The organism is Pseudomonas grandcourensis (genome assembly GCF_039909015.1).
Lineage (GTDB): Bacteria > Pseudomonadota > Gammaproteobacteria > Pseudomonadales > Pseudomonadaceae > Aquipseudomonas > Aquipseudomonas grandcourensis.
Genome location: NZ_CP150919.1, coordinates 162501 through 176683, shown reverse-complemented (window position 1 = coordinate 176683; position 14183 = coordinate 162501). Strand labels below are relative to the sequence as shown.

The 14183-nt window shown below is 57.3% G+C and carries 8 protein-coding genes, 1 tRNA gene and 3 rRNA genes (1 of these 12 only partly in view); 6 read left to right on the top strand and 6 right to left on the bottom strand.

The genetic code is table 11. From position 1 onward, the window contains the following. The first annotated feature begins 33 nt into the window (after window positions 1-33). Entirely contained in the window at window positions 34-372 is a 339-nt protein-coding gene (locus AABM52_RS00815; RefSeq protein WP_347909969.1) for a tryptophan synthase subunit beta, read from the top strand. Window positions 373-455: 83 nt separating this feature from the next. On the opposite strand, the gene lapD is transcribed toward AABM52_RS00815, so the two are convergent. Together lapD and lapG are read right to left on the bottom strand one after the other, a co-directional pair. Beyond that, window positions 456-2402 (bottom strand): cyclic di-GMP receptor LapD, encoded by a 1947-nt coding sequence (gene lapD / locus AABM52_RS00810; RefSeq protein WP_347909967.1) that lies wholly within the window; start codon window positions 2400-2402, stop codon window positions 456-458. Between the two features lie 14 nt (window positions 2403-2416). Beyond that, window positions 2417-3109, bottom strand: coding sequence for a cysteine protease LapG (lapG, locus tag AABM52_RS00805; protein WP_347909966.1), 693 nt, complete (start codon window positions 3107-3109; stop codon window positions 2417-2419). A 196-nt stretch (window positions 3110-3305) separates the two neighbouring features. Between lapG and AABM52_RS00800 the strand changes: the two genes are divergently transcribed. The 5 genes from AABM52_RS00800 to AABM52_RS00780 all read left to right on the top strand — a co-directional run bounded on the left by AABM52_RS00800 (window position 3306) and on the right by AABM52_RS00780 (window position 10360). Then, a complete protein-coding gene (locus AABM52_RS00800; protein WP_347909965.1) occupies window positions 3306-4016 on the top strand; it encodes a GntR family transcriptional regulator in 711 nt (236 codons plus the stop codon). Window positions 4017-4743: 727 nt separating this feature from the next. Then, the gene (locus tag AABM52_RS00795) at window positions 4744-5520 is read left to right on the top strand and encodes a DUF3050 domain-containing protein (protein WP_347909963.1); all 777 of its coding nucleotides are present in this window, start codon (window positions 4744-4746) and stop codon (window positions 5518-5520) included. Beyond that, window positions 5517-6446, top strand: coding sequence for a diiron oxygenase (locus AABM52_RS00790; RefSeq protein WP_347909962.1), 930 nt, complete (start codon window positions 5517-5519; stop codon window positions 6444-6446). The genes AABM52_RS00795 and AABM52_RS00790 overlap by 4 nt, the downstream gene beginning before the upstream one ends. A 13-nt stretch (window positions 6447-6459) precedes the next feature. Next, window positions 6460-9870: a non-ribosomal peptide synthetase gene (locus AABM52_RS00785; protein WP_347909961.1), complete on the top strand. Its 3411-nt coding sequence runs from the start codon at window positions 6460-6462 to the stop codon at window positions 9868-9870. Between the two features lie 22 nt (window positions 9871-9892). Continuing rightward, the gene (locus tag AABM52_RS00780) at window positions 9893-10360 is read left to right on the top strand and encodes an SRPBCC family protein (protein ID WP_347909960.1); all 468 of its coding nucleotides are present in this window, start codon (window positions 9893-9895) and stop codon (window positions 10358-10360) included. A 105-nt stretch (window positions 10361-10465) separates the two neighbouring features. Here AABM52_RS00780 and rrf (AABM52_RS00775) read toward each other — a convergent pair. The 4 genes from rrf (AABM52_RS00775) to AABM52_RS00760 form a co-directional block, all read right to left on the bottom strand. Then, window positions 10466-10581 (bottom strand): 5S ribosomal RNA (gene rrf / locus AABM52_RS00775). A 110-nt stretch (window positions 10582-10691) separates the two neighbouring features. Then, window positions 10692-10807: ribosomal RNA gene (gene rrf, locus AABM52_RS00770) — 5S ribosomal RNA — on the bottom strand. Between the two features lie 165 nt (window positions 10808-10972). After that, window positions 10973-13864 (bottom strand): 23S ribosomal RNA (locus AABM52_RS00765). Between the two features lie 248 nt (window positions 13865-14112). Next, window positions 14113-14183, bottom strand: a tRNA-Ala gene (locus AABM52_RS00760) (it continues 5 nt past the right edge of the window).

The window sequence follows — 14183 nt, the reverse complement described above, 5'->3', positions numbered from 1 at the left end:
GCACGACGCTGGTTCAATTCCGAGGGATGCTCAATGTTTTACGTGCAACGCGATGCGCAGGGCCTGTTGGTACGCGTGGAACCCGCCGCCTATGCCGAGGCCACGGAAACGCTGGCGGCCGACAATCATGAGATCCTGGCCTGGTTTGCCAACGCGGCTGTGGAAAACAGCCTCAAACAGCTCAAGCAAAGTGACCTGGAAATGATCCGGGTACTCGATGACTTGATTCAGGTGCTGACCCAGAAAGGCGTGATACGCGTCACCGACCTGCCGACGGCAGCCCAGGCCAAACTGATGGACCGTACCCAGGCGCGTGAGGCGTTGGGTGGGTTGAGTCAGTTGATCGATGAGGATGAAGGCGGGTTGATCTGATCATTGATCTTCAGTGACTGTTCCAGCCGTCATCGCGGGCTTGCCCGCGATGATGGCATCACTGACAACCCGGATCTAAAGAGTTACTTCCAGGGCTTGGGCTCGCCGAACAACTGGCCCTGCACACCGTATAGCCCCATCTCGCGAATCACCGACAACTCGCCTTCCGTCTCGACCCGCTCGGCAATCAGCGGCAGATCAATGCTGTGCGCCGCCCGCTGGATCGCTTCGATGAACAGACGTTTGTCACTCTCCAGATCGATCGACCGAATGTAGCTGCCATCGATTTTCAGGTAGGCCAGCCCCAACCGAGCCAGGTTGCCGATCATGCTGAAGCGGCCACCAAAACGTTGCAGGCTCAGGGAGAACCCGAGTTCGCGCAAGCGCCCGGTCAGTTGCTCCAGCACCGCCTGGTCAGGTAGCTGTTCTTCGCCAATTTCCAGGGTCAGACGCGGGCCGAGGTTGGAGTGCGCGCGCAGTATTTCGAAGATTTTGTTTTGCGCCTGCGGGTCGGCCAGGGTAGCCGACGACAGATTCAGCGCCAGCGACTCCTCATGCCCGCTCATTTGCTCCAGCACCCGCTCGAGCATCAGCCGATCCAGACGGGCAGTCCAGCCGAAGCGCTCCAGCCAAGGTAGAAAACGCCCGGCGGGGATGGTCTGACCGTGTTCGTCGAGCAGTCGCGACAACACTTTGTAGTGCAGTACCAGTTGCGTGTCCTGTGCGGCCACTACCGGTTGGAAATACAGCTCGAAACGTTGCTGTGTCAGCGCCCGGTCGAGCATCAGGTGCCAGGCGTGGTGATCGTCGCCGACACTGGCCGAGAGGCTGTGCTCGATACAGGCCCAGTTCTGCTCGCCCTGGCCTTCGGCCTGCGCCAGCGCCTGGTCGCCGAGGCTGAGCACCGTTTGCGGTGAGTCGCCGTGAGCGAAAGGCGCCAGGCCGATAGACGCCACGGCAGCCACATCGGTGGCGCCGGTAGCGTGAAGACTGGCCAAGGCACTGTCGAGGTTCTGTGCCAATTGCAGCGCTTCTTCGCGCACCAGGCCCGGTGCCAACACGGCAAATTCGCCGCCGCGGATACGGGTGACCAGGTTCTGGGTTTCCGGGTATTTGGCGCACTCACGAGACAGTTGCTCACCGACAGCCTTGAGCACTTCATCGGTGCGCTGGCCACCGAGACGCTGATTGAGTCCGGCCAGATCCTTGACTCGCAACAGAAGCAGGTAACCGGAACTGGCCTGCTCCGGGTTGCTTACCCGCGCATTCAGCTGCATCTCGAAATAACGCCGGTTGGCCAACCCGGTCAACGAGTCCTGATAGGACTCGACCCGAAGTTTTTCACTGCGTTCGGCCTGCTCCTGGAACAGCGCCTTGAGTTTCTCGACCATCTGGTTCATGGCCTGCACGACCCGGCGAAGTTCGGGGGTACGTGGCAGCTCCGACAAGCTGAGGAATTCCCGCCGGGCGATGGCGTGGGATTGCTTGACCATGTAATCGAGCGGTCTCAATTGCTGACGCAGCAACAGTGCGCCGAGTACCGCACTGACCGCGCCACATAGCAGCAACCAGCCCAGGCTGCCCAAAGCGCTTTGCCACAACTTGGCCAGCGCGAACATCGGGTGGCTGACCACCTCTACCCTGGCAGCCTGCTCCCAGCCACGGCTGACGATCGCATCACCACCGGCGGGCTCCAGGCCGATCAATTTGACGAACCAGTCGGGAACGCTGTTGACCGCAGGAATGCCCGTGCGCTCGACCAGGGTCTGGTCGTTCTTCAGATCGACCACGCGTATGCTCGCGTAGTAACCGCTGTCGAAAATCGAGCTGACCAGCAACTCGACCATCGCCGGGTCGTCGATGTTCGGTGTCAAGGACAGCGCCAGCGCCGTCGCGGCGTCCTGGGCATGGGAGCGCAACTGGTTGACGTACTGAGTGCGCGAGCTCTCCAGACTGACCATGAAACTGCCGGTGAAGGCGACCACCAGGAACAGACAGATAGCAATCAACAGCTGTTTGAACAAAGACATCTGAGCATGTGCTCCTAGTTAGTCGTCTCGACCGGGAATCCTTCGGCCTGCATTTTTTTCAACACATCCTGCCAACGCGAAAGGCGCTTTGTATCGCCAACCTTTTTATTGCCCTTGGCACCCGGCAACCACATCCCTTCCGCATTGAAAGAGTAGACCGGCAGCAAATCCTTTCGTTGGCCTGCCGGCTTGATTGCATCAATCAGGCTGTCGAGCACCAAGGGCTCGGCTTCCGGGCTTGAATAGTAAGTCAGCACCATGTGCGCGCGGTTCTGGGTCAGCGCCTTGACATAGGTGATACGCAACTTTTCACTGGCTACACCGAGGTGCCGCAGGCTGAAGTACTTGGCGATAGCGTAGTCTTCACAGTCGCCGGCGCCTTTCCAGAGGGCTTCGATCGGGGTTTCCCAGTAGTCGACTTCATGCCACAGATCGGTGTCTTCGACGTATCGCAGCTGTTTATTGAAGAAGCGATTGACCACATTGAGTTGTTCCAGCTCGCCGAGCTGCTTCTGGCTAGTCAATAAGTATTGCCAATCATTAATGCGTTGCTGACCTTCTCCCAAAGGTCCGTACAATGCCTGCGCCCGCCGGCTGATCAGGGAAAAATCCCAATCGGCGCTCAAGCTGCCCAGCATCACACCAGCCAGCACCAATGCGCTGCACAGCCAGCGTAAAACCCGGGGGATCGTTAAACTTGCCGCCAATGCGAGGCATCCTGGATAGGCAGGAGGGAGTCGTTCGAATGGTGAAGGTTAGCCCGGAAAAAGACAATGGCACGGTGAGATCACTGGCGGCGCGCTAAACTGCAAGAAAGGCACTCGAGAGCTTGTTTGACAAGCAGTCAGTCAGTTACTAGTGTCATTTGGATCCAAAAATATTCCATCAATCAGGGTGCGTTTAGTGACACAAAAGCCCAACCCTCTCAGCAGTATCAAGGTCAACGGGCCAATTCCCGCACACATGGCACGCTCGGTGATCGAAGAAACCCTGCGCGCGGCCATACTAGACGGGCGCATTCCTTGCGGTGCGGCCCTGCGCCAGCAAGACCTCGCCGACCTGTTCGGCGTGAGCCGCATGCCCGTACGCGAAGCCTTGCGTCAACTCGAAGCACAATCGTTGCTCAACGTGGTTGCCCATAAGGGCGCCGTGGTCGCGCCGCTGGTCCAGGGCGACGCCGTGGAAACCTATGCGCTGCGTATCCTGCTGGAATCCGAAGCGCTGCGTCTCTCGGTGCCACTGCTTCGGGAAGAAGATCTCGAACAGGCTGCCCGTTACATCGACGCACTCGAAACGGAAAGCGACTACACCGAAATCGGCCGGCTCAATCGCCTGTTCCACATGGCGCTTTACACCCGGGCGCCGAATCGCCGGCTGTTGAAACTGGTCGAAGACGGCCTGAACGAAGAAGAGCGGTTCCTGCGCTTCAACCTGGAAGCCATGGGCTTGGGCAAACTTTCCCAGGATGACCACAAGGCACTGTTGCAGGCTGCCGAAGCCCGGGACGTCGAACGCTCCGTGCAGTTGCTCGAGCATCACCTGAACCGAGGGGTCGAGGTCATTACGCACTACCTCAACAGCCCTGAAGCCCAGGCCAGGAACAGGTCGAAGTAGCCCGCGGCGGCAAACCCGGGGGAACCTTGCGAAGGGTTCACCCCGCTTGCCGCGCATCCCCCCAAAAAATGCTCCGCGAATAATTTGATTACAAATCCCCCGCCCCCATACCACACCGCCCTTGCGACGCCATACCGCGCCCCAAAGCCCCGCCGCCTTGAAACCCGACCATTGCAACGTTTGCGTGATGCCTCAGTAATGGCGGCCACCTCGATTTACGCCCACTCTGGATAACCAGGACAAAAAACGGGTGACGCTCCGTGCGAATGGAGCAGTCCCTGCCCCCAGAAGCGAAGGAAGGAGCCTCATCACGGGAACGGAAGGATCGGCATCACTCGTGTCCCACTTCCCCCCCTCAGACACCCCCAACGACGCCCGTAAAAAAGTTACTTCGAGTGAGGCATTCACTCTTTATTCAATTCTGACTTATATAAGTCGGAAGGAGTAACCACGCCAAAATAAAACCAATATAAAAAGTTTTATTGGAACTTATCACCTTCGAAAAAGTTGAATATTTAAATAATAACAAAACAACTTGATCAACACTTTACATGTGTATTAGTTTTTCTTCGCCGCCAGCCACAAACGGCTGCAACGCCTCAGCTATCCGGCATCCACAGCACTGACAAAGATCAATTAGTTTGAGGTACCCGTTCGCCAGAAGAAAACCTCCAGCGAACTTCAGTGTTTGATTACTTCTCACCTGAGATCACTTAAAGGCTCATCCATGAAACCAACTAAAGAACGTCTGCTGCAAAGAAAATCCGAACTTGGCGAACACCCGATCTTCTCTGAAATACATTCGCTACCGGTCCTGCGACGCTTCATGGAAACCCACGTGTTTGCCGTATGGGACTTCATGTCGCTGACCAAGCGTCTGCAACAGGAGCTGACCTGCGTGCGACTGCCCTGGCTGCCGCCGCAGGATCCCCAGGCCGCGCGGTTGATCAACGAGATCGTACTGGGTGAGGAGTCAGATGATCGTCCGGCCCAGGGTCATTACAGCCACTTCGAGTTGTACCTGGATGCAATGCGCGAGGTCGGCGCCTGCACCGTTGCCATCGAACGCTTCGTGGCCCTGCAGCAAGAGGGGGTGAGCTACGAAGTGGCCTTGCAGAGCGTCAAGGTCGATCCGGCGGCCGCCAATTTCGTCCGCCATACCCTACACACCGCACTGCATGCGCCGGGTCACAGTGTGGCGGCGGCGTTTCTTCACGGTCGCGAGAGCGTTATCCCGCAGATGTTCCAGCGCATCCTCGACGATTGGGGCATCGGCATCGAACAGGCGCCGACTTTCCGGTACTACCTCGAACGGCACATTGAGGTCGATTCCGAGGACCACGGTCCGGCAGCGGAAAAGCTCCTGTCGCGACTGGTCGATAGCGACCCGCAACGGCAGGAAGACGTGTACGCCAGCGCCATTGCCGCCGTGGAAAGTCGTATCGCCCTGTGGGACGGCTTGCGCCTGAGCATGAACGAATCCGTCACAGAGGTGAGCGCATGAACGCCACCGACTACCAATCCTTCGCCGACGCCTGGGAGAGCCGGGCGACCATCCGCACCCGCCCGCGCCGCGTGTTGGAGAACGACGACAAACTGATCTACCCCTTGAGCCGCCAACCGCTGGTGCTGAGCGAAACCTTCCTGCGCGAATGCCCGGAACAGCGCGACTTCGCCCTGGTGCAGACGCTCTACAAGTTCATCAACGATGTGGTGATCTTCGAAACCGAGATCGTCGACAAAACCGCCCGCAGCATCGCCAAGAACCGCTTCGCGGTCGAGTTTCCGTTCGCTTGCCGCTACGACGCCATGACTGTGGTGGTGGACGAGGATTACCACGCCCTGGTGGCGATGGATTTCATGCAACAGACCATCTCCATGACCGGCATCAGCCCCATTGAGTTGCCGGATGAGATCGAGCTGAGCCGGGCGATACCGGCGGCCGTGGCGCTCGCACCGGAGCACCTGCGTAGCGCTGTGGAGCTGATCTGCGTGGCCATCGCCGAAAACACGGTGACCGGTGATGTCGCCGCGTTCGCCAAGGACGACACTGTCAAGCAATCGATCAAGGGCCTGATGGCCGATCACTTGCTGGACGAGGGGCGCCATTCCGGTTTCTGGGCGCGGCTGGTGCGCATCTACTGGCATACAGCAAGTGCTGATGAGCGCCAGTGCATCGCGCAGATCCTGCCGGTGTTCATTGCTCATTACCTGACCAACGACATCCAGAAATCCTTCGACTTCCGCCTGATCGACGCATTGCAGATCAACGACGCGGCGCGCCACGCCCTCAAGAGCGAAATGTCGGCCCTGGCTTTCCCGATCAATCGCCATCACCCGCTGGTGGCCAACATTGTGCGGTTTTTCCACAGCAGTTCGCTGCTCGATTCGCCGTGCGTACAAACCGCCCTCAGCGACTACCTGGTTTGACGAGGAGCCCATCATGAGACGTCTCGACATTTTGCTTAGCGGCCAAAGCCAGGCCCTGACCGACCTGGCGCTGGAACTCGAACAACACGGTCACTCACTGACGCGGATTTCCGCACTCGACGAACTACCGGGGCCTGCAGATCTACTGATCGACGATGGCACGTCACCTCCGTTCGCCTGCCAGGCGCCAAGACTGACTTTGCAATTGGGCCTAGGCCTGTCGCAGGCGTCCGTCCTGCCATCGCTGGACGTGTTGTGCAGCCATGGTTCAACGCTGCTGACCCGTGTACCCATCGCCGATGAACCGTCGGGTAACGGCCAGGCGTTGCGTATGCGGGCCATGGCAGCACTGGTTGACCACGTGGCGTTGCTGGTCAGCCGCTACTCGCGCGATGCCGACTATTTTCGTCTCGCCGAACCTGCCGTACATGTTCGCTTCGAGCGCATCGAGAGCCTGCGGTTCCTGGACAGCCTCGCGTTCGTGCATCGCCTCAATGCCACCGCCGACCCGCGACTGCAAGAACTCGCGCAAACGCCGATGATCGAGAGACTGGAGCAACAGTGCATCCAGAGTGCCGACCACCCGGCCTTGAGCATCGACGGCAACACCCTCGACTATCGCCAGTTGTACGTCCACAGCCGCGCCATCGAACAACGTCTGCGACCGCTGCTGGAGCAGCATCAAGGCCCGGTCGTCATCGGGATCTGCCTGCCCAAATGTCCTGCGCTGTATGCGGGAATCCTGGCGATCCTGGGCAGCGGCGCGGTGTACTTGCCGCTGGAGCCGAGCCATCCGTTGCAACGTCAGCAGTACATCCTGTCGAATGCCGGCGCGGTGTTGTTGCTGCATGACGGCGAGCATCCCCTGGCTAGCGAGATGCCAGGGCTGGACATCAGCAGTATCGACATCCATGAGGCAGACCTCACTCAACCCTTGATGCGCCAACGCCCCGACCTCGATGCGCCCTGCATGGCCCTTTACACCTCGGGCACCACCGGCCATCCGAAGGGTGTGCTGCTCAGCCAGGCTAACCTCGCGCACTTCACCCACTGGTACGCCGACTATGTTCAGCTGACGCGCCAGAGCCGGGTGTTGCAGTTTTCTTCGTTGGGTTTCGACTCGTCGCTGATCGACATCTTCCCCACCCTGTTGCAGGGCGCGGAACTGATCGTGCCCGGCGATGACCAACGCCGCGATCCGCTGCAACTGGTGGAGCTGATTCGTCATCGGCAACTGAGCCACGCCTTTTTACCGCCGGCCTTGTTGAGCATCCTGCCGCTGGAGCAATTGCAGTGCCTGGACCATGTGATGACTGGCGGCGATGTCTGCGAGCCGTGGGTCATCGAGCAACTGAGCCGCCAGGGCAAGCTCTACAACCTCTACGGGCCCACCGAAGCCACGGTGCTGATTACCGCGCGCAATCTCCAGGCAGGCGACAACAACCGTTCGCTGGGTGCTCCAATCGCCAACAGCCAGGTGTTGATTCTCGATGACGACTTTCAACCGGTGGCCGAACAGACGGTCGGCGAGTTGTACATCGCCGGCCCGGGAGTGTGCCTGGGCTACCTGAACAATCCGCAGCAAAGCGCTGAGCGCTATCTGCACTTAAACTTGCCTGATGGCCGGACCTTGCGCGTCTATCGCACCGGGGATATGGCGAAGTGGACGGCTGAAGGGATCGAGCTGTGCGGTCGGCGTGACAATCAGGTGAAGATTCGTGGCTTCCGGGTCGAGCCGCAAGAGATTGAGCGCTGCCTGCGCGAAAGCCAGTTGTACCGCCAGGTTGCCGTGGTCATCGATAGCCAGCGGCGGATTCTGGCTTTCCTTGCCCAACCCCGGGAAGGTCTTCCCGGCAGCGCTCGCCAAGCGCTGAAGGCCCACGCGACACAGCACCTGCCGGACTACATGCGCCCCCTTGCATGGACCGAGCTGGCAGTCATGCCCTACGCCAGTAATGGCAAGGTCGACCGCAAGGCGCTTCTGGAGTTGCCGCTCAACGCCACCGAGCACCCTCCACGACGTCTGCCCGCCAGCGCCGATGAGGCCCGGCTGCTGGAAATCTGGGCCGAGTTGCTGGAGCTGCCGGCAAGCGACATTTCCACCGACGAAAGCTTCTTCAATCTGGGCGGTCACTCGATCTTGCTGTCGCGCATGCTCCTGCGACTGCGCGAGGAGTTCGGGCGCAGCATCTCGATCAACCGTTTCATCGAAATGCCCACCCTCGCGAAGCTGGCGACTCTGGTGCGCGGTTCCGGCAGCGAAGAAGTGCTGAGTGAACAGGCCATGCGCGATGCCTTCCGCGAACTGGATGTTCAGCCGCTGCCCGTCAGCCGCATGGGCGATGTGCACAAAGTGATCGTCACCGGTGCCAACAGTTTTGTCGGTGTACACATCGTCGAGGCGTTGCTGGCCTGGGGTGCCAGCGAAGTCGCCTGCCTGGTTCGCGACGGCAACGGGCAATCGGCGAACGAGCGCTTTGCCCAGGCGCTGCGGGAGAACCGTATGGAGCATCTGGATAGGAGCCGGGTGCTGGTTTACGCGGCAGACATCACGCGGCCGGAACTCGGTTTGGCGCCCGAGGTTTACCGGCGACTGGATCAGGAGTTTGGCGCTCTGGTGCACAACGCGGCCAACGTCAATCACGTCCTCGATTACGAGTCGCTCGCCCGGGACAACGTCGAGCCGATTTTCGAATGCTTGCGCCTGTGCGAAGGACGCAGCAAAAAAATCTTCAACTTCGTCTCGACACTCTCGGCCTCCAGCACGATATCGGCCGACGGCCGAGTGCTTGAGTTACCGGCCGCACCGACGCCACCGATCTACATCAAGAACGGCTACAACCTGTCCAAATGGGTCGGCGAGCGAGTCCTCGAACGGGCGCGCGAGCTTGGGGTGCGGGTCAATCTCTACCGCCCCGGGAACATCAGCTTCAACAGCCTCACGGGCGTGTGCCAGCCGCACAAGAACCGCCTGATGCTGATGCTCAAGGGCTCGATCCAGCTGGGACAGGTGCCGGAGTTCGCCTTGAACTTCGACTTGATGCCGGTGGACTTTCTCGCCCGATTCATCGCCTTCCACGCCAGTCGTTATCAACCGGAACAAGCGGTATTCAACCTGCACAACCCCGAGCCCTTGAGCTGGGACAACTACGTGGCGTCCTTCCGCGAGGCGGGGCGCGAATTCGCGATGGTCAGCGTCGCCGACTGGCAACAGAAACTGGGCCAGGTCGGCAGCGACAACGCGCTGTTCGGCGTGCTGGGGTTCTACCTCAACGGCTTCGAGGAGGATATCGGCGACATCTCGATGATCGGTCACGACAACGCCCGGGCCGGTGTTCGGCTAATGGGCGCGCACTACCCGCAAAAGTCCCCGGCGCTGCTGCGTCGTGGCTGCGACTACCTCAAAGAAATCAACTTCATCTGACTCAACCCAACGGAGCAAGACCATGAGTACTCTGCAACCCGATACCCTGATCAAAAACCCTCAAGGCTGCCACGTGGTGTCCTCGGTGGACCTGCCCGCCGATGCAGTTCGGGTATGGGCCGTAGTCGGCAACTTTGCCGGCTTCGATCGCTTCATCCCGGCGCTGTCTCACATCGAAATGACGGGTGAAGGCGTATCATCGCTGCGCAAAAAATTCTTTAGGGACGGCAATCTGGTAGTCGAACAACTCAACTCCCGGGACGACCAGGCACGGCACATGACATGGAGCACTATCTACAACACCTTGGGTGTGGCCAATCTGTGGGCAGCGATGAGCGTTGAACCACTGGAAGTGGGCAAGTCCCGAGCTACCTGGACCATCATTGCCGAACCGGCGCAGGGTGGCGCTGAGGCGCTGCCGGGCTTCAAGGATTTCGTACAGGGTTTTGCCGATGATGCGATGAACCATGTGCTGAAGCTGTTTGCGTAAGACATGAAAAAGCCCGTTGTGGAGAGGCTCCACAACGGGCTTTTCAGTACCCCTGAAACGACAAAGCCCCTGTCTGCGTTAGCAGACAGGGGCTTCGGAATTCAATCTTGACGATGACCTACTCTCACATGGGGAAACCCCACACTACCATCGGCGATGCATCGTTTCACTGCTGAGTTCGGGATGGGATCAGGTGGTTCCAACGCTCTATGGTCGTCAAGAAATTCTGTGTGCCGATCCGTCTATAGCGACGTGTCAGCGAATTCTTGATGCTTCTACTATAAAGACAAAACCCCTACCTGCATACGCAGATAGGGGTTTCGGAATTTAATCTTGACGATGACCTACTCTCACATGGGGAAACCCCACACTACCATCGGCGATGCATCGTTTCACTGCTGAGTTCGGGATGGGATCAGGTGGTTCCAACGCTCTATGGTCGTCAAGAAATTCGGGTACTGAGTCGTGGCCGGCTGGCCTCGCTTCAGCAAATTGGGTATGTGATAGCTTTCGGTGTTTTGTGCTGCTTTTGTGAGTACAGCCGAACTTTCGGTTCGTTTCGTCTTCACACACCGCAATCTGGCTTTTAAGCGCAAATTGCTTGGGTGTTATATGGTCAAGCCTCACGGGCAATTAGTATTGGTTAGCTCAACGCCTCACAGCGCTTACACACCCAACCTATCAACGTCGTAGTCTTCGACGGCCCTTCAGGGGACTCAAGGTCCCAGTGAGATCTCATCTTGAGGCAAGTTTCCCGCTTAGATGCTTTCAGCGGTTATCTTTTCCGAACATAGCTACCCGGCAATGCCACTGGCGTGACAACCGGAACACCAGAGGTTCGTCCACTCCGGTCCTCTCGTACTAGGAGCAGCCCCTCTCAAATCTCAAACGTCCACGGCAGATAGGGACCGAACTGTCTCACGACGTTCTAAACCCAGCTCGCGTACCACTTTAAATGGCGAACAGCCATACCCTTGGGACCGGCTTCAGCCCCAGGATGTGATGAGCCGACATCGAGGTGCCAAACACCGCCGTCGATATGAACTCTTGGGCGGTATCAGCCTGTTATCCCCGGAGTACCTTTTATCCGTTGAGCGATGGCCCTTCCATACAGAACCACCGGATCACTAAGACCTACTTTCGTACCTGCTCGACGTGTCTGTCTCGCAGTCAAGCGCGCTTTTGCCTTTATACTCTACGACCGATTTCCGACCGGTCTGAGCGCACCTTCGTACTCCTCCGTTACTCTTTAGGAGGAGACCGCCCCAGTCAAACTACCCACCATACACTGTCCTCGATCCGGATAACGGACCTGAGTTAGAACCTCAAAGTTGCCAGGGTGGTATTTCAAGGTTGGCTCCACGCGAACTGGCGTCCACGCTTCAAAGCCTCCCACCTATCCTACACAAGCAAATTCAAAGTCCAGTGCAAAGCTATAGTAAAGGTTCACGGGGTCTTTCCGTCTAGCCGCGGATACACTGCATCTTCACAGCGATTTCAATTTCACTGAGTCTCGGGTGGAGACAGCGCCGCCATCGTTACGCCATTCGTGCAGGTCGGAACTTACCCGACAAGGAATTTCGCTACCTTAGGACCGTTATAGTTACGGCCGCCGTTTACCGGGGCTTCGATCAAGAGCTTCGCGTTAGCTAACCCCATCAATTAACCTTCCGGCACCGGGCAGGCGTCACACCCTATACGTCCACTTTCGTGTTTGCAGAGTGCTGTGTTTTTAATAAACAGTCGCAGCGGCCTGGTATCTTCGACCGGCGTGGGCTTACGGAGCAAGTCCTTCACCCTCACCGGCGCACCTTCTCCCGAAGTTACGGTGCCATTTTGCCTAGTTCCTTCACCCGAGTTCTCTCAAGCGCCTTGGTATTCTCTACCCAACCACCTGTGTCGGTTTGGGGTACGGTTCCTGGTTACCTGAAGCTTAGAAGCTTTTCTTGGAAGCATGGCATCAACCACTTCGTGTTCTAAAAGAACACTCGTCATCAGCTCTCGGCCTTAGAATCCCGGATTTACCTAAGATTCCAGCCTACCACCTTAAACTTGGACAACCAACGCCAAGCTGGCCTAGCCTTCTCCGTCCCTCCATCGCAATAACCAGAAGTACAGGAATATTAACCTGTTTTCCATCGACTACGCTTTTCAGCCTCGCCTTAGGGACCGACTAACCCTGCGTCGATTAACGTTGCGCAGGAAACCTTGGTCTTTCGGCGTGGGTGTTTTTCACACCCATTGTCGTTACTCATGTCAGCATTCGCACTTCTGATACCTCCAGCAAGCTTCTCAACTCACCTTCACAGGCTTACAGAACGCTCCTCTACCGCATCACCTAAGTGATACCCGTAGCTTCGGTGTATGGTTTGAGCCCCGTTACATCTTCCGCGCAGGCCGACTCGACTAGTGAGCTATTACGCTTTCTTTAAAGGGTGGCTGCTTCTAAGCCAACCTCCTAGCTGTCTAAGCCTTCCCACATCGTTTCCCACTTAACCATAACTTTGGGACCTTAGCTGACGGTCTGGGTTGTTTCCCTTTTCACGACGGACGTTAGCACCCGCCGTGTGTCTCCCATGCTCGGCACTTGTAGGTATTCGGAGTTTGCATCGGTTTGGTAAGTCGGGATGACCCCCTAGCCGAAACAGTGCTCTACCCCCTACAGTGATACATGAGGCGCTACCTAAATAGCTTTCGAGGAGAACCAGCTATCTCCGAGCTTGATTAGCCTTTCACTCCGATCCACAGGTCATCCGCTAACTTTTCAACGGTAGTCGGTTCGGTCCTCCAGTTAGTGTTACCCAACCTTCAACCTGCCCATGGATAGATCGCCCGGTTTCGGGTCTATTCCCAGCGACTAGACGCCCTATTAAGACTCGCTTTCGCTACGCCTCCCCTATTCGGTTAAGCTCGCCACTGAAAATAAGTCGCTGACCCATTATACAAAAGGTACGCAGTCACCCAACAAAGTGGGCTCCCACTGCTTGTACGCATACGGTTTCAGGATCTATTTCACTCCCCTCTCCGGGGTTCTTTTCGCCTTTCCCTCACGGTACTAGTTCACTATCGGTCAGTCAGTAGTATTTAGCCTTGGAGGATGGTCCCCCCATATTCAGACAAAGTTTCTCGTGCTCCGTCCTACTCGATTTCATGACTAAGAGATTTTCGCGTACAGGGCTATCACCCACTATGGCCGCACTTTCCAGAGCGTTCCGCTAATCTCAAAGCCACTTAAGGGCTGGTCCCCGTTCGCTCGCCACTACTAAGGGAATCTCGGTTGATTTCTTTTCCTCAGGGTACTTAGATGTTTCAGTTCCCCTGGTTCGCCTCTTGCACCTATGTATTCAGTACAAGATAACCATCTTATGATGGCTGGGTTCCCCCATTCAGACATCTCCGGATCAAAGTCTGTTTGCCGACTCCCCGAAGCTTTTCGCAGGCTACCACGTCTTTCATCGCCTCTGACTGCCAAGGCATCCACCGTATGCGCTTCTTCACTTGACCATATAACCCCAAGCAATCTGGTTATACTGTGAAGACGACATTCGCCGAAAATTCGATTGAGCTCCTAAGAGCAACTCACAAATTTTACCTTAGCCTGATCCGTTACCAGTGAAAGTAACGTTCAGTCTATCTTTCTATCACATACCCAAATTTTTAAAGAACGAACTAGTCAAAGACTAGAAATCAACATTCACCATCGTCTCGATGGAATGCTCATTTCTAAGCTTTATACAATCAGAAGCAGTTAGTGGTGGAGCCAAACGGGATCGAACCGTTGACCTCCTGCGTGCAAGGCAGGCGCTCTCCCAGCTGAGCTATG